Raw genomic sequence first — 22,078 nt, 5'->3', positions numbered from 1 at the left:
AAATGCCCAAATCATGCCCGCAACACCTCTTCAACAAAGCCTGGCTATTCGCATCCCAAGCCCACGTCGGCCAAAAAATGACAGGCTCGGACCTTCCTTACATCACCCACGTGGCGATGGTTGCCAACGAGTTGATCTTTGCCCATCGCGAAGAGTCCGTGGGCGCGCTTGAGATAGCCTTGCCTACAGCGTTGCTGCACGACGTGGTGGAGGATACGCCGGTGACTCAGGATGAGTTGGCTGAAGCGTTCGGTATGGAGGTCACCTCAGCCGTGGCGTGCCTGAGCAAGAACCTGATCGTGCCGTTTTCCGAAGCGCTTTATTTCGCCGGGATCGCCAGGCATTCCAAAGAAGCTGCGTCGGTCAAGTTGTGTGATCGCATCACCAATCTTCAGTCAGCGCCGTCCACCTGGAAGAAGGCAAAGCGAGCGTCTTATCTGGTGGAGTCGGCGCAGATCCTGGCTGCCTTGGGGCATGCGAACGGGTATCTACGGCAGCGGCTCATCGATACGATGGCGCGTTATGAGGCGCTTTATGTTGATGGCTTTGAAGACTGAGTAATGAGCTCTCATCATTGTCGGATCGAGAACGGGAATCTCTGGATAGAAAGTCAGCGAGTCACCCTTCCTTACCCGGTGGATACGTTTCTGCTGTTTTGCTTTTACCGGGTCTGACGTGCTCATTCTCTAGTCCCTGATGTGTGTGAGTCATGTGAATGGTCTTTCCCTTTTGCTGCACCGGGTAAGACGCAAAATACGGGTAAATCGAGAGCACGTCAGTCATACAGACGGACTCATCCTGTGGTGCATTTCCCGACGGTCTGTACGCACGTTCATACAGACCGATCCTACGAACTGCCCTTACTGCTTAGGCTCTTTCGTGCCCAACACATCGCGAATGCTGTCCACGACGTTGCTGTCTTTGATGACGTCGTTCAGCCAGCCTTCCAGCGGCATGTTGCCCCACTTGATGGCGCGCTCGATGAGGTACGGGACGGGGCTTTGCGGCTCGGTGTTTTTGAAGAACTGTGCGATGCCGGCGAGCATGGTGAAGGCTTCGTCGCGAGTGGCCGGGGTGGTGCGCAGTGGTGCGGATGCGCTGTCCTGAGTGGTCTGGGTCATCGCGGCACCTGCGGGTTGGTCGATGGCGATTTCGGGTGCGGTTTGAGCGGCGGCTGCCGGGGCAGGGCTCAGTTCGATGCCGCGGTCCTTGAGCAGTTTCTCGGTCAGTTGCCCGGCGCGTTGCAGGATGTCGCTGAGGGTGACGAGGCTCGGCGCGTCGCGGCCGAACAGGGTGTCGGCAGTGGCCTGGAGTTGCTGACAGGCGTACAGGCTGGCGGCGATTTCGCTGGCCTTGAGGCGCAGGTGGTCCGAGTCGGTCAGCACCACGGAGCGCTGGAAGATTTCGGCGTTGATCTTGCCTTCGTCAACAGCAGCCTGCATGGCCTTGGGGTTTTGCAGGGCGAGGTTTTCCACGTGGCGCGACTCGTCGTAGCGCAACAGGCCAAAGTTCTGCCCCTGGGTGATTGGCAGCCCGCCGACGACTTCGGTCAGCGTGGTTTTCAGCCAAGCCAGGCGGGCGGCACGTTCTTCTACGCCGTCTTCCAGCGACGGGTACAGATCGTCCCAGAAATTTTGCAGGATCCGCTCGGCCACGGTCAGGCCGAAGGTAATGCCGACAAAGTGGTATTTGTGCGCCAGGGCTTCACTGAGCCAGGCGACGAGCATCAGGTCCTTGCTTTGTTCAGCAAGGCCCTGTGCGGCCAACGTGATGGTCTGATCCCAGTCCGAGGACTTCAGATCGGTTTGCCAGTCACCTTGGGTGAGGTAATCGGGGTCTGCTCGACGAGCTTCCTTGACCTGATCGAACAGGGTGGAAAAGCTCAGGTCTTCGCCGCTGCCCCCGTTGATGGGCGCCGTCAGATCGGCAAGCGAAAGGTCGTTGAGAAATTCAGACATAGTCAACTCTGATCAGAGGATAAAAGAGCACCGTGCCTGGGCAGACACGGTGCTGAAGACGGGCCGCTTGCGCGACCCGAGGTGTCACAGACTTATGCGAATACTTTGTTCGCAGTGCGGTCCCAGCCGCCAGTGACGTTACCGCCACCCTGGCCATCGGAACGGCTCTGTTGGGTGTAGGTAGTCTTGATGCGAGCGAAGTTGAAGCTGATTTCTTCAATCGGCAGATCGCTGACGGCGTTGTCTTCGCCTTTCTGGTTGCCGCCTGCTACAGCCTTCACGGAAGACACAACGACTTCTTCCAGGTTGATGGTCAGGTAGGTCAGCTTGTCGCCGCCAGCACGGTTGACGTTCAGCTGGATCTTGGCGATGTGAGTGCCTTTGCAGCACGCTTCGAACAGCTTGGCAGAAGCCTTGTCCACAGATTTGCGGATACTGAAGTCGCTCAGTGCAACGCGCTCGGACGAAGCACCGCCCGACGAGCTGGCGGTGGCGGAGGTGGCCTGGGTAGCGCCGAACTCGTAGCCGAGCACTTCGATCCAGTCTTTGTGCTTGTCGTCCAGAACTTCGCCCGGGATGCCGTCGATTTGGATGTATGCGTCAAATGCCATTTTCTGCGTCTCCTTTCTTCATTTAAGGTTGTGGTGTCTAAAGACAGAACACGACCCTTTTGATTAACCTTCTTGAAACGATCAAGAAAGGTTCTCTTGCCACGGCCCTGGTCTCATGTGGACAACCCGGGCTTCGGTTTGCTTGCACTGCGCGATCAATTGAGCGCGCGCACTTCGATCTCTACGCGTCGATTCGGCTCAAGGCACTGAATCAACTGAGCCCTCGGCTGCTGCATATCGCATTTGACCAAGGGTTTCTCGCTGCCTTCACCGACCGCGTCCACCAGCTCGGCGGGCACGCCCTTGCCGACCAGATACGTCTTGATGGTCTGTGCACGCTGCTTGGACACCTGCATGTTGCTTTGCGGGTCGCCCAGCTGGTCGGCGTGACCTGCAATCACGATCTTGCCGATGTTCGGTGTGCTCAACAGCTTGCCGGCGATCGCACTCAACTGGTTTTGACCTTCGGTTTTCAGGCTCTGGAAGTCGGCACGACCAAAGGCAAACAGGGTGTCCGATTCCAGCGTGATGGTTTCGATAGCCTTCAACGACTGCGTCAACAGGCTGTTGATGTAATTACGCGAACTGGATGTCAGGAATGCGTTGTCGAGAATTCTCGGCACGTCCAGTTCGTGAATCTGATCGCTGTAGAAGTTGATCTGGCGGCTGGCGTACTCGTAATCCTGATTGGAGCCTGCCTCGGCGTTCGCAGTGATGGTCTTGCCGGTCTGGCGCGCGATGGCCGGGTACCAGTAATCAGGCATCTTCGCTTTCAGGAAGGCCGGGTCAGCCTTCTCGCGCTGCGCTCGCGACAACATGACGTAGGTATCCAGCGTCGCCTTGCCGAAGGCCGCGATGGACTGCGCGCGGTTATCCGGCGGCAGTGCCTTGGGTTCGACGCTGTCGACGCCGGTGACCGGCATCAGGTCCTTGGCATTGCGCTGGTAGACCTTGATGGTGGTCAGCAGGTAAAGCGAGCGCGTCAGGTTGTCTGCGGTCGGCTTGAGCATCACCGTTTCCAGACGATTGAAGTAGCGCGTGCGCAGCAACGGTTCGACGTCATAGCCCCGGTAAAGACCCAGGCGCAGGCGCAGTGGTACGCCTTCGTCGTGGTGACGATCGTAGTAAAGCGAAGTCCAGAAGCGCATGCGATCCAGCGTTTGCCATTCGGTGTACTGACCGGTGGCCTTGCTGTCATCGGCTGCTGCCTGAGCGAGCTCGGTGGAAATGGACTGGATGTTGTCCTTGTTGTTCCAGTACGACCAGCCCCACAGGCTGCAGATCAACAGGGCAACAAGACTGGCACCGCCAATCCACGCAGCCTTGCGGCGACGCTCGCGATGGTTGGTGGTGTACAGCGCCACCAGATGCTGATCGGGAATGATCACCTTGCGGAACAGGCTGTTGATGAACAGCGGGTGCGGCTGCGCATTGCCGTCGACCAGGTCCTGCTCGCTTTCCAGCTGGAAGCGCTCGGTCACCTGACGGGTGTGTCCGCCCATCTCGGGCTGGTCGGCGTCCAGTGCGCTGGTGAAGTAGAAACCGCGCAGCATCTCGGCGCTCTGATACGGGTTGGCGCGCAGCAGGGCATCGACGAACATCAGCAGGCGCGGTTTCAAGGCTTCCAGCTCCAGCGGGAAGCGATACACCGCGGTGTCCTGACGCGTGATCTGGATGTCCTGAAGCACCAGCTGTTGGTTGGCGATCTCTTTCCAGTAATTGATCAGCTCGTCCATCGCCACACCGAAGCGCTGGCCCCAGTCAGCTTGCTCGAAGCCCTTGTGCGGGAAGGTCTTGCCCATCACTTCGCCACGCGCCACATCATCCAGCTGGCGGTAGAAGGGCACAAAGCCCGGTACCAGGTCACACTTGGTGAACACCAGATACACCGGCAGACGCACTTCCAGCAGCGCGTGGGTTTCCTGGATTCGCTCGCGCAGACGTTTGGCGATGCGCTCCTGATCCTCCACCGAGGATTGCAGGATGTCATGAATGCTGACCGTGACAATCAGGCCGTTTAGCGGTCTGCGCTGGCGGTGCTGACGCAGCAATTGCAGAAAGGCGCGCCATTTGCCGGCTTCCTGCTGATCATTCATGTAGCGGCCAGCGGTATCCAGCAGCACGGCTTCCGAGCTGAAGAACCAGTCGCAATTGCGCGTGCCGCCCAGCCCGGCGACGCGTGCGCCTTCGCGCTCGGCGTAGGGGAAGTTGAGGCCCGACTGATACAGCATGGTGCTTTTGCCCGCTGCGGGCTGACCCACCACCAGATACCAGGGCAGGGCGTAAAGCGCGTCCTTGGCGTTGCTGCCGTTCGGCTTGTTGCTCTGCAACCGTTCGATGCTTTGCAGCAAGCGCTCACGCAGCAGGCTGACCTCTTCGCGATCCGCCGGGCTGGCATTGAGCACAGCCTGATCGGCGTCATCACGCAGCAGACCCTCCAGGTTCTGATGCTGTGATGCGCCCCGATACAGCAACAGCACATACGCCGCCGACAGCAGCAGGAACAGGCCTATTCCCGTCAGCAGGCTGTTCATCGAACTGAAGCCCAGTGCACGGCCGATGCTCCAGATGATGAAGATCGACAGAAAAAAACAGACCCCGAGAACATAGGGCTGGTAGCGCAAAAAGTAGTATTTGATCTTGTTCATACGGACTTCAAATCCAGCACATCGACAAAGCGGTCGATAACGTCATAAAGAGGGCGGTCAATGTCTGGAAACACATGGCCTCGGTGGTGTTCGTCGAACGCGTCAAAGGGTGCCAGCACGTCATAGTTCTCCGAATGCTCGCCCACGCCCGTCACCACCCGGTACACGCCTGAGGTGTTGCGCGACGGGAAGCAGAACAGTCGGGGGCGCATGAAGTCGTCCGCCAGAATGCTGATTTGCGGCACTGCCTTGTTCGGGTCAATGCGTGTCAGCCAATTGACCCACAGATCTGCTGTCGGGTTCTTCAAGCCTCGCTCGGCAGGCAGTGGCAGCGAAATACCGATCGGTGCCCTGTACGACGGGCGGCCCAGCGCTTGCAGCCGGGTGAGCACGGCATTGCTGATGAACTCGGGGTATGAGCTTTCCAGCGAAGTCGCAATGTCACGCAGAGTGAAGTTCACCAGAAACTTCTCATGCACACGCCGGAACAGTTCGAAGTCCTGTCCTTGCAGCGGGCGCAGGGCCCTGATGCGCTCGAACAGCACTGAGGTGCCTTCGCCCTGTGCGGCCATGTGCAGCAGCGGTTTGATCTGCCCGGCGAACAGTTCGCTCAGAGTAAATGGGTTCACGAACACACCAGCGTCGCTGGACTTCACCGTTTGAAAGATGAAGAACGGATAACGCCGTGCACTCGAGTCCCGCGAGCTGATTAAACCGCCTACCAGCCAGTTGCCGCTGCGTGCCCGATAGCTGAAAAAACACACGGGCAACTGGTCGAACAACGTGCGCCAGTCGTCGCGCTGCTGCATGTCGGCGAGTGCGCCTTGCAGCCAGGCATCGAACTCGCAGACATCGTCGCTGGCGCCATGCAGGCTGACGAAATCTGCGCTCGCGGGCACTTTTCCGAAGCAGCCAATCATCGACCGCCCTCCAGATCGAGCATGTGCATCCTCACTTGGTCCGCCCATCTGTTGCGTTAAGCGCGCTCAGCGCCTTGACGTTCGCCAGGTCGGTCAGCTTCACGCCACCATAGTTGCGCACCACCAGACTGACCGGCCCCTTGGCCGTGTTCCAGCTGAAACGCTGCTGAATGCCGTCCAGGTCGGCGACCCGTGCGCTGTCGTTCATGCGCAGCAGGCCCCAGCGCCCGGTGTAGTCGAACACGGTGATGCGCTCGCCGGTCAGCGTGACCACATCCAGGCGTGCGCCCGGTGCTGTCGTGGTACCCGGCCATGAGAAGCGGCTCCAGCTGGTTTTGCCGTTGCGGTAATGCTGCTCCTGGCCATCCAGCGTGAAGATGATGTCAGTGAAGTAGGCCGACGGCTCCAGCATGATCTCGAAACCATTGTCGCGATCCGAGAGGCTGGCGATGACCTCGCCCAGCGAACTGGCCTTGTCAATGTTGCTGACCATTTTCGGATTGACCAGCGGCGCAGCCTTGGACCCGCTGCCCATACCCAGGCCTTCGCCATCGGACAGGTTGCCGATTTCGTTGCGCTTGAAGTTCGGTAGCAGGCCGGATTCCGGGTCGACGAAGCGTTGCAGGTCTTTCACCGATGCCTCGTTGCGGCTGTCCGCAGCAATCGGGTAACGATGCGCCATGACCTGTTCCCAAGGTTTGGCGACCTGTTTGGCCCAGGCTTTGGCGATCTGTTCGCCGGCCGGATCGCGCAGCGTTTCCCAGGCGAACTGGATCGGCAGGCTGAACAGGCTTTGCAGCGAGGTGGAAAGCCCGCCCTGACTGGTATCGACCGTGGTTTCAACGTAGTTACGCACGTTGGTGACTTCGCTCGGCTGCCCTTCAAGGGTTTCGCTGATCAACTGCTTGCTGCTCTTGCCGACATCCTGCGAGCGCTGGATGTTGTTCATCCGCACTTTGAGTTTACGCAGCGCTGCCAGGTAGCGATCCATGATGGTGCTGTCAGCGCCTTCGGCATTCTGCGCTGCGAAAACCCTTGATACAGGTTCGAAGCGTTTGGCCAGACTGCCGTCATCCACGGCAGGCAATGGCGAGATCAGTACGCTGGCCGCAGCTTCCTTGTTGTCGAAGATACCGCTGACCTTGCCCCAGAAGCCATCGTCGCGTTTGACTCCGGTCTGTTGCGCTTCGCGAGGCGCAGGCACGTCCCATTGCGTGTTGTCGTTGACGGCAGACAGCAGCAGTTTGACCGGCGAATTGCGTACGTCGCTGAGCAATGACAACTGCTGCGTGGCGTTGGCCATGTCGCTGAAGCGGCGCACACCGACGCTGTCGATCATGGTGTACCAGACCTGCGTGTAGTCGCGCTTGTAACGGGCCATGAATTCACGAACGAAGTTGGCTTTCTGCACCACGCTGTCGCCGCCTTCGCCATCCAGAACCCAGTCCGACTCGTTACGCAGGTTGCCGGACACCAGCTTGATCAGCTCGGGTTTCACGAACTCTTCCCAGCCCTGACGGGTGAAAATCGCAGGTACAGCCTCCGAACCGTAGAGCAACTGGCGACCCGGCATAGGTACCAGATCATTCAGGCCGATTGCCGGGAACTGACGGCTGGATTCCAGTTGCAGGCGCAGGTATTCACGGTCCACCAGCGAGCTGGAGATCATGAAAAACTTCAGGCTCTTGCGGGTCTCGTCGATCAGTTGCTCATTGCGTGGCATGGCCGGCGCGTCACCATTCTTGAGCAGCTGTACGTAGACCGGCGAGTTGTCCTCGATGACGTCGTCGCTGATCGGATTGGTCTCGCTGGAAATGCCCGCCCAGGCCACCGGCAACGCTGCGTTGACGAACTCGGTTTCCGGATGCGTGGTCGGCTGAGTCAGTATCAGATAGAGCTTGAGGGCGTTGTATGACTCGATGATGGACGCCACTTGCCGTTCATCGAGTCGCCCGAGCATCTCTTCCGACAACGACAAGCCGCCTGTTGTGGCTGAAAGCTCGGCAGCATCGTTGGCAGTGGCCGGGTTGCGTAGCGCGGCAATCGCTTCGCTGCGCGTCTGGCTGGCTGTGCCTCTTGCTGCGCCGGTCAGTCGATTGGCAACCTCACCGGTGCTGCGCGGGATGCTGCTCAGGCTGGTCGGACGGCCCGCAGCGACGTTGCGCGCGCCGCGGTCCAGCAGTTTCTGACCTTGAGCGCGTACCTTGCCCGTTTTGGTTTCCGACCCTGCGGGTGTAGCCCCGAAGCCATATTGCGGGTCCATGGTTTTGGCGAACTCGTTGAATTCACGCATCTGCAATTGCAGTTTCAGCGTGATCGGTTCCAGCGCTTGGGTACGCAGTTGCTGCAGGTAGGCAGTCTGGGTGGCGAAGTAGATATCGTCGCCACGGTACAGGCCGCCACTGAGCTGAAGAGGCACGCCCTTGGTGCGGTATTTCTCGATGGCAGCCAGCTGGTTGCGCAGCAATTCCAGGCCTTGGCCGGAGGCGAGGCGCTGGGCACGGTCCGGGGACTGTTCCAGTTCGGTCAACTGTTGGCTGATCGCGGCCAGCCACTCGCGGTTTTTCTGGAACGACAGGGCCTGCCAGCCGATGAAGGCCAGCCCGGCGAACAGCGCCAGAGCGATGACAATCGGCCCCAGTGATTTGTCGCGGCCATGACGTGACTGGTACAGGGTCAGGTCACGGTCAGGGAAAATGACGCGGCGGAAGGTATCGGTGATGAAGTAACTGCGATCACTGATTTTCCGTTGTTCGTCCTCTTCCAGCGCATCGGGTGCGGTCGCTGGCCGCAAGACGAACGACTCTGAAAGCTCGTCTTCATACACCGGTGTCAGCTGCTTGTCGGTTTGCAGGGCACTGGTGAAATACAGGCCGCGCAGCAACAACTGGGTACCGTTGACGTTACTGCGTGCGAAATGCTGCAGGAACTGTTCGAGTATCGCCGACAGCTCGGCAAAGTAGTTGGGGAAGTTGAGCAGGGCGCTGTTGGCGTCGGCACCCAGCGCGATCATCTGTGCGTCGACGTGGCGACTGACATGCGCTTGCAGGTTCGCCAGTTTGCGATCGAGCACCGAACGCAGGCTTTCTGTGGTGATCTCTGTCAGACCGAACGTCATGCCCAGCGGCTGCTGGCGCTCATGCAGGTCCATACCGTCGAAAGCCTGGTTGAAGCCGGGCAGTTGGTCGGTCTTGGTCAGCATCAGATAAATAGGCGGGTTGGCGTCCAGGCAATCGGTATATTCCTCGATGCGCGTGACCAGGCGCGCACCCATCTCGTTGCGCTCGGCGGCAGAGGCGGCCAATAGCTCTGGCAGGCTGACCACCAGCACCAGACCATTGACGGCGGCCTTGCTGCGCTGCTTTTTGAGCATACGCAGGAACGCAGCGAATTCGCTGGCAGACTGATCGTCACGCAGGTAGCGACCCGCGGTGTCGATCATCACGGCTTCAGGGCTGAAGTACCAGTCGCAATGCTGGGTGCCGCTTTCCGTGTCATTGGCGCTACTGGCAATGCTGGCCGACAGGCCGGAGCGGGTCAGCAAGGAGGTCTTGCCTGCCGCCGACATGCCGATGACCAGATACCAGGGCAGATCGTAGAGCGCCGATGAGCCGCCACCGCCTGCCGAGCGATCGGTGCGCAGCATGGCAATGGCATGCTTGAGGCGGTCGCGCAGCACTTGCTGATCACGGAACTCACCGGTGGACTTCAGCGAGCGGTCAACTTCGATCTGAACCAGATTTTCGAGGTTGTGTTCGGTACGAATCCGTCGGTATTGGCGCAGTACGATCAACAGCAGATAGAAGGCGCTGATGATGGCCATCGCTTCGAGCGTATAGCCTTGCAGCCAACTGATCCTGGGGGCGAAAAACCAGCAGACAGCCAGGCTGATCAGCCACAGTATCGGTACCAGGAACCAGAAACTTTTTAACAGGCGCAGTAATGTCTTCATGTCTTCCTGACTCGGTTACCTGATCGGGACTCAAGCATTGAACAGTTGGCTGATTTGTTCGGCCAACGCGGCCACGTCTTTGCCCAGCAACCAGTCAAGCGTCAGATAGACACCCAGGCACACGAGGGCGATGAGCACCAGGTAAAGCCATACCGGAACTTCATGGCGAAGCATCTGCGACACCTGGTCAGGCAGTGCCCAGTCAGGCGACAGCGCCTTTGGCGTCTTGCGGTAGCGTGCGATGTCCTGGCCCAGCGTGTTGGCCAGATAGCGCAATTGGTCTTTCTGGCCGAGGCCGAACTTGCCTTCGAAACCCAGCGCCAGGCACAGGTGATACACCTCAAGCACATCCAGGTTCTTTTTCACGTCGGCGCGCAGCAGTTCGATTTTCTCGAAGAAGCCTTCGCCCGCCAGGTGGACGCCGAAATAACGGAACTGCAGCGGCTCCATTTCGAAGTGGCGACGCATATCGTTGTCGCCCGAACGCAGCACGCTCTCATCAAGGAATGCGCACAGTGCGTACTGCGCGTCTTTTACCTGTTCGACGCTGTAATTGGCGCTGCGCGCCTGACGCTCCAGGTTGGCGAAGAAAGTATCGACGCTGGCTTCGAACGCGGTGACCGAGATCGCCTGGCGGCCGCGACGGACAATCAGCGCCATGGTGATGAAGTCACGTACCAGGTCTTTGAGCGTAGGTTTTTCGGTTGCGGCCGCAGCGGCACCTTGCATCACGGCTTCAGTCATTTAAGCACCGCCAACAGTTCAAGCTTGAGATTGGTAAACGCGCTGGGCGCGTAGAAGGAAATGGCCTGGGCTTCCATCATGCGTTCGTACACCCGGCCATGTGGCTCGATGGAGAAGTAATGGTTGTCCAGGCGCACCGGAATGGCGTTTGGCAGGCGTGTCGAGTGGTTCAGGGTGACGCCCGGCATGGCGCTGTTGACGACCACCTCGATGTCTTCCGGCGAGCCGACCTTGAACGCACGCGGCACCAGTTCCAGCAGGCTGGAGCCGGGCATGTCGGCATGCACTGAAATATAGAAATCCGCTTCGGTAAGGCGTGGGTCGAGCAATTGGCCCTGCCAGTACGAAGGCCGGACCTGGCTCAGATTGATGACGATGCACTGGTTCGGAATCACGTTCTCAAGCAGCAGACGAACCAGTTCGTCGAGCTTCACCAGCGAGGCCGCCGGGTCCTGATGATCGTAATCGGGGATGTCAGTGAGCTGGGTGTCCAGCGAGAACGTCAGCAAACCGCCCGCCAGTTCCGCGAGAAACAGATACAGGCGCTCCGGGTGCAGGCGTGGGTGCGCCAGCAGATGGGCCAACTGCGGGTAGGCGCGGTTGACCGTATTCAGCAGCCAGAACAACGTAACGTCGCTGGAACCGAACTCGGCGATCTGGTCGGCACGCTCGCGGCGGCGGCCTGAAAGTGCCTTGCTCTTGGCTTGCAGCACGCTGATCAGGCGTCTGCCAAGACCAACCAGCGTCTCGTGGGTGCCCACGTGCAACGTAGGGTGCACAAAATGCGCGTCAAGGTTGAAGCCGCCGATGCTATTGCGTGCCAGTCGGGCAATCGGGCAATAACTGTAGCCATCCAGAGTGTCGCCATCGACCAGCATCACGACGTTCAGACGCAGGCTGGTGATCTCGTTTTCCAGATCGCCTTCGTTGAGGTCAGGCAGGGTGTCGAACTGTTTGCGAAAGCGCCGGGCGCTCTTCTGTTCCTGGCCATCTTCAACGTAGTTCAGGCCAAAGGGCTCGGGTAGCTTGAGCGCCGCATAGACCTTGATTTCTCCACCCTTGATCAGATTTTTCAGGTCGCGGGCGGCGGGCAGCGGGTCGTGCTGCGGCGCGTCGTAAAGGCTGCCGTCAGGGAACACCAGCTTCAGGCGCTTCAGTTGCAACGAGCCTGTGGCCAATGCCTCGACGTCGACTTCCAGCGTTTGCACGCCCCAATGGAAAGGCGTGGAACGCAGTGTCGACTCAGCAAGCTGATGCTGGTGAAACTCATCCTGATATTGGAAATGTTGTGGCAAAAGGAACATGCCTTCCGACCACATCACGCGGCTTTGTTTACTCATTTGGCGCCTTCCAACAGAGAATTGAATTGTGAGTCCGCTGCCTTTTTCGCAGCACTGCTGGCCGAGTCCTGAACCTGCTGGACAGCGGCGTCCTGCACACGCTCGGTAATACCTTTGCCGGCGGGTTGTTCGGGCATCGAATTGGATTTAGTGAACTGCTCTTCAGTCTTGAGCCTGTTCAGCACATCCACGCCACGAACGGCGAGGATGTAGTTGTTGTCCACCAGAACGCGCACACCGTCGGACGAGAACCAGATACCGTCCTTGCGCAGCGTGTTGGCGTCGAACGCGACCTTCCAGCGGCTGTCGACGTCGGTGCGGAAGAACGCCGCGATGCCCACATACGAGGCATTCGGGTTCAGCGGCCATTGATCGGTCTCGCCTATGCCAGGCAACAGAATCAGCTCTCTGCTTTCGACCAGTGTGTTGCCCAGAGCCTTTTGCGGATCATCCCAGAGGGTGTCGGCGTTGATCGACTCGAAGCGCTCCAGAGAGGACAGTTGATAAACGCGCACCACCACCGAGAGCGGTTTGCCGTACTCGTCAGGGTTGAGCTGATTACCGCCGTCAGTCGTCAGGATGACCTTTTCGTTGTCACCAAACATCATGTCGCCAGCCCAAGTGTCATCCATGCGCTTGGCGACACGGTCCGTCACGCCACAGGCGGACAGAGCCAGCATCATTGCCAGAACAGCCAGGCACCTTGCCAAGGCTGGCTTCGAGGAACAATTGCCTTGAAGTCTTTTATTCATCACGTCTTACCTATGGGGTGATCGATCAGGTCAGTGTGTAAGCGAAGTCGCCATCGCTGCCCAGATCGATGGTCAGGCTCTGAATCGGCTTGTCCTGTGCCATCCGCTCCAGCACTCGCTGGGCGAGTTCCGGCATGAGGGTTTTGGACAGGATGTTGTCGATGTTGCGTGCGCCGCTGTCGACTTCCGTGCAACGCGAAGCGATGGCCTTGATCAGCGCTTCGTCGTAACGCAGCACCGCCTGGTGATTGCGCTCGAAACGCTTGCGGATGCGCTCCAGTTTCAGGCCGACAATGCGTTCCAGAATCGCGTCTTGAACCGGGTAGTACGGCACGATGGTCAAGCGACCGAGGAACGCCGGTTTGAACACCTGATTCAGCTCATCGCGCAGGCCTTCCACGATGTCATCGGGGGTCGGCTTCTGCTCGGTGTTCAGGCACCACTGCATGATGCGATCGGTACCGGTGTTGGAGGTGAGAATGATCACGGTATTGCGGAAGTTGATCTCGCGACCTTCGCCATCGTCCAGCACGCCTTTGTCGAAGACCTGGAAAAACAGCTCGAGCACGTCCGGGTGGGCTTTCTCCACCTCGTCGAGCAGTACCACGCTGTAAGGCTTGCGGCGCACGGCTTCGGTCAGCACGCCACCTTCGCCATAACCGACGTAGCCCGGCGGAGAGCCTTTGAGGCTGGAGACCGTGTGGGCTTCCTGGTATTCGGACATGTTGATGGTGATGACGTTACGTTCGCCGCCATACAGCGTGTCAGCCAGGGCCAGTGCCGTTTCGGTCTTGCCGACACCGCTCGGGCCCAGCAGCAGGAACACACCGATCGGCTTGTTCGGGTCTTCCATGCGGGCACGGGAAATCTTGATGCGCTTACCGATCTCTTCGAGTGCGTGGTCCTGACCTAGCACGCGTTCGCCCAGCAGCGCGGGCAGGCTTTGCACGGTGTCGATTTCGTCGCGCAGCATCTTGCCCAGCGGAATGCCGGTCCAGCCGGAAATCACTTCGCCAATCGTGCCGCCATCGACCAGTGCGTGGACTAGCGGTTGCTCGCCTTGCACGCTGGCCAGTTCGGCGCGTACGGCGGCAATCTGCCCGGCATCAGGCTCGCCGCTTTCCGGAACGCTGAGTGCGCCAAGCTTTTCGACCAGTTCCAGCTCGCGCTTCCACTGTTGCTCCAGCGACTCGCGGGTCTCCTGTTCGGCTTTCAGCTCCTCGTGCAGGGCCGTCAAACGGCGAGCGTGGTCGCTGCCCTTGGCGGTTTCCTGCTCCAGCACGGTGATTTCTGCATTCAGGTTGTCGATGTGGCGCTTGCAGTCTTCCAGCGCGCCTGGCTGTGCCGATTGGCCCAGCGCGACGCGTGCGCAAGCGGTGTCGAGCACGCTGACGGCTTTGTCCGGCAGTTGGCGGCCGGTGATGTAGCGATTGGAAAGGCGTACGGCCTGCACCAGCGCTTCGTCCATCACGGTGACCTTGTGATGCTCCTGCATCTTCGCCAGCAGCCCACGAAGCATGTGGATGGCCTTGTCTTCGCCAGGCTCTTCGACTTTCACGACCTGGAAACGACGAGCCAATGCGGCGTCTTTTTCGAAATACTTTTTGTATTCTGCCCATGTGGTGGCGGCGATGGTGCGCAGCTCGCCACGCGCCAAGGCAGGCTTGAGCAGGTTCGCTGCGTCGTTCTGCCCGGCCTGGCCACCCGAGCCGATCAGCGTGTGGGCTTCGTCGATGAACAGAATGATCGGGTGCAGGCTGCGCTTGGTTTCTTCGATGACCGACTTGAGGCGGTTTTCGAACTCGCCTTTGACCCCTGCACCGGCCTGCAACAGGCCCAGATCCAGGGTGTGAATGGCGACGCCCTTGAGCACCGAAGGCACGTCGCCCTGTACGATGCGCAGCGCCAGACCTTCCACCACGGCTGTTTTACCCACACCCGCTTCACCGGTCAGGATCGGGTTGTTCTGACGGCGGCGGGTCAGGATGTCGACCATCTGCCGCACTTCGAATTCGCGTCCCAGTACTGGATCGATACGACCATCGCGGGCGCTCTGGGTCAGGTTGACTGTGTACTGGTCCAGGGCAGGGGTCTTGCCGTTGCCCTTGGTGGTTGCGCCCGTGCTTGCGTCGGCGTTGGCCAGAGGCTTGCTCAGTTTGGTCTCCGGGCTGCCTTCGACCAGCGCGCTCATGTTCAGGCGCAGGTCGTCAGCGTTGATTTTCTCCAGTTCCGGCGCCGAACCGATGACCACGCGGCGCAGGGCATCGTCATCCAGCAAGGCCTGAATCAGGTGGCCGGTGCGGATCTGCGACTGACCGAATTCGATCGACGCCAGTACCCAGGCCTGCTCAATCATGCGCGTGATGTGCGGCGAGAGCGCAGGCGTCCGTGTGTTGCCTTTCTTGAACGTCCCCAGCGCGGTGACCAGCTGTGCTTGCAGGCGATCAGGCACTACGTCGTAGTGGCGCAGGATCACCGGCAGGTCGTTATCGTTGTTGTCGAGCAATTGCAGCAGCAAGTGCTCGACTTCAACGTCGTAGTGGTTCTCCGACAGGCACAGCGCAGCAGCGCTTTCAGTGGCAGTGCGGCTTGTTTCGTTCAGCTTGGCGAACAGGGACTTCAGGTTCACAGGGAGACCCCATCAAAAGGAATATGGAAAACAGCGCAACGGGAGGGCTCCACGTCGACACCGGGGCGTTTGAGCCAGCCAAGCCAGCCCAGCGATACATTGCCTTGGCGGCCCAGGCGGGCCACGGGTACAGCTTCGCGCTTGAGCTTCGGCGCAATCTGGAAGTCCAGTTCGGCGCCGATGTAAAAACGCACCAGCTCAACAAGCTTCTGGTAATCCTCGGTGCCCGGCTGAAAGCGCTGGTAGTCAGCCAGTTCCAGAGGCCCCAGTTCGATACGTACGCACGACTGGTAATCCCAGACGCGATTGCCAGCCACGGCGCTCTGCCCTAGCACGGCGTTCTTGCGGCCCAACTGCGTGCACTGGCTGCTGTCGAGCTTCAGCCAGCGCCCGGCGAACTGCTGGATCTTGAACGGCAGCGAGAAATAAAAACTCAGCATGACTTCAAGGTTCAGGGCGTTGCGCGGCTTCTGGGCGAACATCCCCGAGAAGTAGCTAAACAGTTCGCGGCGCAATGGCGACTCGCCCTTGTCGAACTTTTGCTTCAACGCTTCGGGGCCGAAACCCACCAGGTTGAGCAAATAACGATCAAAGTTCGACGTGCCGTTACGCTCGTACTCGATGTAAAACTTGTACTTCTGCCAGGCCTCGTAAAACAGCGTGGTCATGCGATGCGAAAAAATATCCAGAAACGCATGCGCAGCGTCGTCTCGATACTGAATATGCCTATCGATGAGCAGCTCGGTGTACGGGCGCGGCAGCACGCCTGATGGGCCGACCAGGCCCATGAACGTGACCTGCACCTCGGACAGCGGCAAACCGGCCGCCGAGAGCTTGCCTTCGCGTTCGAACTGCAGGTCGCTGACCTCACTGGCCGGAAAGTTCAGCGACAGCTGCGAACGAAAGCGCAGAGGGTCCTCATGCGGCCTGGTTTCCAGGTCCATGCGCCCATTCCTGCTGTAATGCAGGCGAAGCAAACGCACCAACTGAAAAAATTCGAATCGGTGCGGCTCAGCCCTTGCCTGGTCAATCAGACCAGGGGTTGATCGCCTGTTCGCGGGGGCCATTGGACCACTCTCTTTTCGCGCTGCACGGTGCGAAGGGTTAATTGGGTAAAGCTGTTCATCGAGCAGTACTGACCAAAGAAGTGGTCAAGGACCATGCCGAACAGGAACACGCCGCTGCCGGTGTACTGGCTTTCATCGAACTTCAGCGTAATGCCGACGCCGCGCACAAAGTTGGGCCGCGGATGGCCGATGCGTGCCACGACCGGCTCGCTGCTCAACGAAACGATCCCGTTGATCTGTTTGCGAATCGCCGACACGTTGCGGTAGTTGTAAAGCGACAGCAGTTCCAACAGCACTTCGCGACCCTTCGAAACCAGCGACATGTGGTTCAGCGACAGGTGCGAGATGAGCCGCCAGATCACGCCGTTGCCCAGCGGCACGCGCACCGTCGCCGTCGGTTTGCGCAGGCAGCGGATATCCTTGATCACCGAATTGGAGGGAATGTTGAAGTCCCCGCGCTCGCCGCCAAAAGGCAGCATCAGTGGTAAATCGCGGTTGCTGCACGTCAGGCGGATACTGAGTGTGTCGTTGTTGGAATCAATCAATTCCAGATCCCGATCCACGACGCGGATGAACATGTTCGAGCCATCGCTTTGTCGGCTCTGCGTCGGACGTCGCCGGGCTATCCAGAAACTCTGACCGGGGCCTTGATCGCCGCGTGGTTCAAAGAACGGATGGCAGGTGCCGACCTGATCGTTGCCATTGATCTTCTTCACCCGCCGCACGCGATCGATAGAGACCACTTCGGCAGAGCTTTGCAGGCGCACATCCGGTGTTACCGCGTATTCATGCTGGACGTGGGTCAGCTTGATCGGCTCGGCCTGCTGGCGGAACAGGTTGATGATAGGCGTGCAGTTGAGCTTGAAATTGTTACGGCCGATGTTCTGGGTCAGGCGTGCCAGACGATCCGTCAGGTCGTAGTCGGAAAAGTAGAAATTGATTTCCACTTTGGCGATCTCTTTGCCAGCCAGAATACGGGCAAAGCCTGACAGGTCGAAGAACATGAACTTGTCAGGGAAGGTGAAGTATTCGTGCAGCAAGCGGTAACCCAGAAACGAACGTTCCGAGTAATCCACCAGCCCTTCATCCAGACCATAACCGACAGACTTCAGGGCGTCGGCGGGCAGCACCACTTCACGAATGCGCCCTTCGTCTTCGAACGACAGGGTCGCTTTGGCCAGGTTGTTGAACAGCAGCTCATACAGTTGATGCATCAGCGTGCTTTCGCCATCAAGGAAAAAGCGCAGTCGGTCCAGTTCCATCTTGCCGAACAGGACGTCGGAGGTCGCACCCAGGCCGATGCGCAAGCGCGCAATCAGGTCTGCACTGTGGCCGTTGAACGCCGAACGCTCCATTTCAATGAACGAAGCACTTTGCACTGCCACTGGCCACAGTTCGACCGGGTAGCACGTACGAAACTTGCACACTATTCCGTCTATCGGTGTGGCATGCAGCTCGGTGTGCCGGGCTACGCGATAGGATTCGGTGACCTTTTCCTGCTTGCCCATGTTGAACTCGACGATGGACATCGAAGGGGTAGGGCGCAGGTAGTGCGGGTACAGCACCTCCAGAAACGACTCGACGATTTCAGGAAACTCATCGTCGAGTTTCTTGTGTACGCGCGCCGACAGGAACGAGAACGCCTCGATAAGGCGCTCGGTGTGCGGGTCTTCGCAGTTGTCGCCCTCAATCAGTAATCGCGAAGCGATCTTCGGATATTGAGCGGCAAATTCCTGGCCCAGAAAGCGCAGGTGCGAGAGTTCCTTCTCGTAATAGGGCAGCAGATCGTCGAGCATCAGTTGAGGTTCTGCACTTTGTATTCCTGAGTGTTGACCTGCAGCACGGCGTCAAAAGAAACCTGACGCGAAATGTCCTGCAGACGCAGTACTGCGTCCACACGAAAAGTCAGCATGCGCTGGCCGGTCTGTTGTGCAAGCAACTGGACTTTCACGCTGCGGAAACGTCGGTCACCGACAGAAATTGCCTTCTCCAGCTGGCGCTGAATCAAAAGACGGTCCTGTGGGTCGAGCACGCTTCTACTGGTGAAGTCGGGCATACCGTAATCGAGGATGGTGCCGCTCAGATTGGCGAAACCCTCCAGCTCGTTAGCGACCAGAGACTGGCGAGTGTTCACCAGAATCTCCAGGTCACGAACGATGCTGGCCTTGTAATCGGCCAGCGAACTCAACCGTTGCGATGACGATTCCACGGACTGATGCGGACGATCGTCGAGCAACCGATCCAGCAATGAAGGCAACAGCTTGTGTTGACTACTCATGTTGCCTCCCTGGCTAAGTGATGGATCAGCCGCGAGTCGATTGCGGCAATTCGGCGACCAGACGCAACGATGCGGTCAGTTCATCCAGTTGGTAATGCGGACGCAGGTAGGTCACGGCCTTGTAGACGCCAGGCTTGCCAGGCACTTCAAACACTTCGGCACGCGCTTCGCGCAACGGGAACTTGGCCTTGGCTTCCTGACTGGCGGTGTCATCCAGCAACACGTAGCTGGACAGCCACTTGTTGAGGAACAACTCGACATCCTTGCGCGATGCGAAACTGCCGATCTTGTCGCGCATGATCGCTTTCATGTAGTGAGCGATACGCGAGGTCGCGAAGATGTATTGCAGTTGCGCCGAAAGACGCGCGTTGGCGTTGGCAATGTCGGTGTTGTACTGCTTCTGCTTCTGGGTCGACTGAGTGCCGAAGAATGCGGCGTAGTCGGTGCCTTTGCAGTGCACCAAAGGAATGAACCCCAGGTCCGACAGCTCTTTTTCGCGACGGTCGGTGATGGCAATTTCAGTCGGGCATTTCAGCGCGATTTCGCCGTCATCGGTCTTGAAGGTGTGGGTCGGCAGGCCTTCGACCAGACCACCGCCTTCCACACCGCGGATCGCCACACACCAGCCGTAGCGGGAGAACGCATCGGTCACACGGGTGCCCAGTGCGTAGGCAGCGTTCATCCACAAGTATTTGTTGTGGTCACGGCCGTCGACGCTTTCGACAAAGTTGAATTCTTCGACTGGCGTGGTATCCGGGCCATATGGCAGGCGACCCAGCACGTGCGGCAGGGTCAGGCCGACATAGCGGGAGTCTTCAGAGGCGCGGAACGACTTCCATTTGGCGTATTCGACGGTATCGAAGATTTTCGCCAGGTCGCGAGGGCCGGCCATGTCGGTGAACGAGTCCCAACCAAACAGCTCAGCCGATGCCGCGGAAATGAACGGCGCGTGGGCGGCGGCTGCAACGTGGGAGATCTCCTCGAGCAGGTACATGTCTTCCGGGCTGCGGTTGAACTCGTAGTCCCCCAGCAACATACCGAACGGTGCACCACCGAAGGTGCCGTACTCTTCTTCGTAGATCTTCTTGAACAGTGCGCTCTGGTCGAATTCGGACGAGGCCTTGAGGTCACGCACGAGGTCTTTTTTCGACGCATTGAGCAGGTGAATCTTCAGCGTGGTGCTGGTCTCGGTCTGGTCAACCTGATATTTCAGGCCGCGCCAGGACGCTTCCAGTTGCTGGAATTCACGGGCGTGCATGATTTCGTTCATCTGCTCGGAGAGCATCGAATCGATCTCGGCGATGCGCGCGTCGAGCACGGCAATCAGGTCCTTGCTTGGCGTCATTTCGCCTTCAAGTACCTGGGCCACCAGTTCGCCGATCAGATCGCGGGTACGGGTGCGCTCGGTTTCGGAGCGTGCAACGCGGCTTTCGGAAATGATGCTGTCGAGCAGGGAAGATTGCGGGGCGAAGTTTTCAACTTCAACCAGAGCGCTGTCCTGCTGAGTCACGGGTTGCTTATCGGTCATCGTCAGGCTCCTCCTTACTCTTTGCTGTCGGTGGCAGGAACGGCGGCTTCACGGCCGAACTCCTTGCCCAGGGTTTTCAGCTTTTCAGTGTTCTGCAACACGTCCATCAGCAGTTCTTCAAGCTTGTCGTTGCCACCCATCTTGTTACGCAGGTCAGCCAGCTTGTTGCGCACTTCCAGCAGCTTGCGCAGCGGCTCGACCTGACGCACGACGTTCTGCGGCTCGAAGTCTTCCAGGGCATTGAAGTTCAATTCGACGCCAAGCTGAGTACCGTTCTTGGCCAGGGTGTTGTCGACGCGATACGCCAGGCGCGGCTTGATGCCTTTAAGGACGCCGTTGAAGTTGTCGCGATCGATGAAGATGAACTTGCGATCCTTGAGCTTGGGCAGCGGCTCCAGGGGGTTGCCGGAGAAATCGCCGAGAACGCCTACAACGAATGGCAGCTCTTTCTTTTCCTGAGCGTCGCCGATATCAACGTCGTAAGTGATATGGACCCGAGGCGCGCGAACGCGGTCAAGTTTGTGCTGGGTACTTTCCTTCTTCGCCATCGTCATCTCCTGTGCGAGCAACTCGCTGCAAGTCGTTTGCGTACCGGGCCTGGACAGGCCGGGCGCGATTAGAGTCCTTCAATCGTCAGCAAAAGGCGCTGACGGATTTCATCGTTCATTTCCAGAATGTTTTCGTGCCCGACCAACTCTTCGAAGCTTGTATTGCCTGCGATCTGCGTGCTGTTGCGAATGACCGACTCGTCCGGCAGCTCGGAGCGCACCGGTGAACTGATCACGCAGAACGGCAGATCGCCGAAGTCTTTCAAGCGCTCGAAACTGACCGGGAAGCGCAACCCTTCGAACAGGCGGCTCATGCCCGGTGACTTGCTCAGGCAATAGAACAGGACCAGATAATGCACAACGTAGCGATACAGCTCGGCGCTACTGCGATTCGGGTCCTTGATGACCTTGCGAAACTGCGCCAGATCGAAGGAGTTGAAGCCCACCACCCAGCGCACCGGGCTGGTGATGCGTATGGTCTGCCCGCTTTGTGACAGCACCATGTCGTATTCGAGCGGGAACAGCTCGGGCGTCGTACTGATCAGGTTGAGCGGCACTTCCAGTTCATTGACCAGCTTGAACGGCTCTGCCGATGCAATGCGGTCATAGAGCTCCTTGAGCTCCTTGAAATGGTGCTGAGTTTCTCGACCGCTGCTGCGTTGCGCGCCCTGCAGGTATTCACCGAAGAATGTCTGCGGGCGTATCAGCAACGCGAGGGTCGACAGGTAGTCGGACGCCTGCACCTTGAGCGCGTCGGAAATAGCGCGCGTCTGCTTGCGCAGCTTGATCAATGCTTCTATATCGAACGTCTGAGTCATCGGTACATCGTCCTTGAACCCTTCACGACCGCTTCCCGGATCAGACCGGGGACGGGGAAGAGTTGCGAATTTCTCGACTGCACACCTGCTCATGAAGTGGTTTTGCCATGTGCGTAAAGCAAAACGCACCGCCACTATGAGGAAGGATTTGGTGCTGGCATATAGATGTCGTCTAGCCAGCAGTGTGGTCTATGGCACTATTTTCAGTAGGAAAGTTCCTACAGACGGTGGATATTTTCTCGGTTTTGTTACAGTAAGCAATGATTGCTATGAGCCACTACTGGT

At 58.8% G+C, this 22,078-nt stretch carries 16 protein-coding genes; 1 reads left to right on the top strand and 15 read right to left on the bottom strand.

The window, feature by feature from the left end; translation table 11 throughout:
• Window positions 1–2: 2 nt before the first annotated feature.
• Window positions 3–557 carry an HD domain-containing protein gene (locus RYA97_RS14145; RefSeq protein ID WP_005781686.1) on the top strand — a complete coding sequence of 185 codons (555 nt, stop codon included), beginning with the start codon at window positions 3–5 and terminating at the stop codon, window positions 555–557.
• Between the two features lie 303 nt (window positions 558–860).
• Here RYA97_RS14145 and tssA read toward each other — a convergent pair whose 3' ends face one another.
• The 15 genes from tssA to RYA97_RS14070 form a co-directional block, all read right to left on the bottom strand.
• The gene (tssA, locus tag RYA97_RS14140; protein ID WP_002551413.1) at window positions 861–1,958 is read right to left on the bottom strand and encodes a type VI secretion system protein TssA; all 1,098 of its coding nucleotides are present in this window, start codon (window positions 1,956–1,958) and stop codon (window positions 861–863) included.
• 92 nt (window positions 1,959–2,050) lie between these two features.
• The gene (locus RYA97_RS14135) at window positions 2,051–2,569 is read right to left on the bottom strand and encodes an Hcp family type VI secretion system effector (RefSeq protein ID WP_002551414.1); all 519 of its coding nucleotides are present in this window, start codon (window positions 2,567–2,569) and stop codon (window positions 2,051–2,053) included.
• A 155-nt stretch (window positions 2,570–2,724) separates the two neighbouring features.
• Entirely contained in the window at window positions 2,725–5,217 is a 2,493-nt protein-coding gene (gene tssM / locus RYA97_RS14130) for a type VI secretion system membrane subunit TssM (protein ID WP_005781684.1), read from the bottom strand.
• Window positions 5,214–6,137: a type VI secretion system-associated protein TagF gene (gene tagF / locus RYA97_RS14125; RefSeq protein WP_004663091.1), complete on the bottom strand. Its 924-nt coding sequence runs from the start codon at window positions 6,135–6,137 to the stop codon at window positions 5,214–5,216. Before tagF ends, tssM begins: the two co-directional genes overlap by 4 nt.
• Before the next feature lie 31 nt (window positions 6,138–6,168).
• Window positions 6,169–10,089, bottom strand: a complete 3,921-nt coding sequence (locus RYA97_RS14120) for a type VI secretion protein IcmF/TssM N-terminal domain-containing protein (protein ID WP_005781682.1) — start codon at window positions 10,087–10,089, stop codon at window positions 6,169–6,171.
• A gap of 30 nt (window positions 10,090–10,119) precedes the next feature.
• Window positions 10,120–10,833: a type IVB secretion system protein IcmH/DotU gene (gene icmH / locus RYA97_RS14115; protein ID WP_002551418.1), complete on the bottom strand. Its 714-nt coding sequence runs from the start codon at window positions 10,831–10,833 to the stop codon at window positions 10,120–10,122.
• On the bottom strand, window positions 10,830–12,173 hold the full coding sequence (gene tssK, locus RYA97_RS14110; RefSeq protein ID WP_005781681.1) for a type VI secretion system baseplate subunit TssK: 1,344 nt from the start codon (window positions 12,171–12,173) through the stop codon (window positions 10,830–10,832). Before tssK ends, icmH begins: the two co-directional genes overlap by 4 nt.
• A complete protein-coding gene (gene tssJ, locus RYA97_RS14105) occupies window positions 12,170–12,925 on the bottom strand; it encodes a type VI secretion system lipoprotein TssJ (RefSeq protein ID WP_080725940.1) in 756 nt (251 codons plus the stop codon). Before tssJ ends, tssK begins: the two co-directional genes overlap by 4 nt.
• Before the next feature lie 25 nt (window positions 12,926–12,950).
• Entirely contained in the window at window positions 12,951–15,554 is a 2,604-nt protein-coding gene (gene tssH / locus RYA97_RS14100) for a type VI secretion system ATPase TssH (RefSeq protein ID WP_005781678.1), read from the bottom strand.
• Entirely contained in the window at window positions 15,551–16,621 is a 1,071-nt protein-coding gene (tssG, locus tag RYA97_RS14095) for a type VI secretion system baseplate subunit TssG (RefSeq protein WP_005781677.1), read from the bottom strand. Before tssG ends, tssH begins: the two co-directional genes overlap by 4 nt.
• Window positions 16,585–18,417 carry a type VI secretion system baseplate subunit TssF gene (gene tssF, locus RYA97_RS14090; protein ID WP_005781675.1) on the bottom strand — a complete coding sequence of 611 codons (1,833 nt, stop codon included), beginning with the start codon at window positions 18,415–18,417 and terminating at the stop codon, window positions 16,585–16,587. The genes tssG and tssF overlap by 37 nt, the downstream gene beginning before the upstream one ends.
• On the bottom strand, window positions 18,417–18,899 hold the full coding sequence (tssE, locus tag RYA97_RS14085) for a type VI secretion system baseplate subunit TssE (protein WP_003420335.1): 483 nt from the start codon (window positions 18,897–18,899) through the stop codon (window positions 18,417–18,419). The genes tssF and tssE overlap by 1 nt, the downstream gene beginning before the upstream one ends.
• Window positions 18,900–18,924: 25 nt before the next feature.
• On the bottom strand, window positions 18,925–20,427 hold the full coding sequence (gene tssC / locus RYA97_RS14080; RefSeq protein WP_003343625.1) for a type VI secretion system contractile sheath large subunit: 1,503 nt from the start codon (window positions 20,425–20,427) through the stop codon (window positions 18,925–18,927).
• A gap of 14 nt (window positions 20,428–20,441) precedes the next feature.
• Complete coding sequence (tssB, locus tag RYA97_RS14075) at window positions 20,442–20,975, bottom strand: type VI secretion system contractile sheath small subunit (RefSeq protein ID WP_002551425.1); 534 nt, start codon at window positions 20,973–20,975, stop codon at window positions 20,442–20,444.
• A gap of 68 nt (window positions 20,976–21,043) precedes the next feature.
• A complete protein-coding gene (locus RYA97_RS14070) occupies window positions 21,044–21,793 on the bottom strand; it encodes a hypothetical protein (protein WP_002551426.1) in 750 nt (249 codons plus the stop codon).
• Window positions 21,794–22,078 lie beyond the last annotated feature (285 nt).

The sequence above is a fragment of the Pseudomonas syringae group sp. 26L6 genome (genome assembly GCF_032587815.1).
Lineage (GTDB): Bacteria > Pseudomonadota > Gammaproteobacteria > Pseudomonadales > Pseudomonadaceae > Aquipseudomonas > Aquipseudomonas amygdali.
The sequence above is the reverse complement of the archived record's forward strand: the minus strand, read 5'-3'. Positions and strand labels throughout refer to the sequence as shown.

Bases quoted from the DNA above. Each gene is read 5' to 3' on its own strand.
- RYA97_RS14145 (WP_005781686.1), top strand. From the start codon at position 3: ATGCCCAAATCATGCCCGCAACACCTCTTCAACAAAGCCTGGCTATTC.
- tssA (WP_002551413.1), bottom strand. From the start codon at position 1,958: ATGTCTGAATTTCTCAACGACCTTTCGCTTGCCGATCTGACGGCGCCC.
- RYA97_RS14135 (WP_002551414.1), bottom strand. From the start codon at position 2,569: ATGGCATTTGACGCATACATCCAAATCGACGGCATCCCGGGCGAAGTT.
- tssM (WP_005781684.1), bottom strand. From the start codon at position 5,217: ATGAACAAGATCAAATACTACTTTTTGCGCTACCAGCCCTATGTTCTC.
- tagF (WP_004663091.1), bottom strand. From the start codon at position 6,137: ATGATTGGCTGCTTCGGAAAAGTGCCCGCGAGCGCAGATTTCGTCAGC.
- RYA97_RS14120 (WP_005781682.1), bottom strand. From the start codon at position 10,089: ATGAAGACATTACTGCGCCTGTTAAAAAGTTTCTGGTTCCTGGTACCG.
- icmH (WP_002551418.1), bottom strand. From the start codon at position 10,833: ATGACTGAAGCCGTGATGCAAGGTGCCGCTGCGGCCGCAACCGAAAAA.
- tssK (WP_005781681.1), bottom strand. From the start codon at position 12,173: ATGAGTAAACAAAGCCGCGTGATGTGGTCGGAAGGCATGTTCCTTTTG.
- tssJ (WP_080725940.1), bottom strand. From the start codon at position 12,925: ATGAATAAAAGACTTCAAGGCAATTGTTCCTCGAAGCCAGCCTTGGCA.
- tssG (WP_005781677.1), bottom strand. From the start codon at position 16,621: ATGGCCCCCGCGAACAGGCGATCAACCCCTGGTCTGATTGACCAGGCA.
- tssF (WP_005781675.1), bottom strand. From the start codon at position 18,417: ATGCTCGACGATCTGCTGCCCTATTACGAGAAGGAACTCTCGCACCTG.
- tssE (WP_003420335.1), bottom strand. From the start codon at position 18,899: ATGAGTAGTCAACACAAGCTGTTGCCTTCATTGCTGGATCGGTTGCTC.
- tssC (WP_003343625.1), bottom strand. From the start codon at position 20,427: ATGACCGATAAGCAACCCGTGACTCAGCAGGACAGCGCTCTGGTTGAA.
- tssB (WP_002551425.1), bottom strand. From the start codon at position 20,975: ATGGCGAAGAAGGAAAGTACCCAGCACAAACTTGACCGCGTTCGCGCG.
- RYA97_RS14070 (WP_002551426.1), bottom strand. From the start codon at position 21,793: ATGACTCAGACGTTCGATATAGAAGCATTGATCAAGCTGCGCAAGCAG.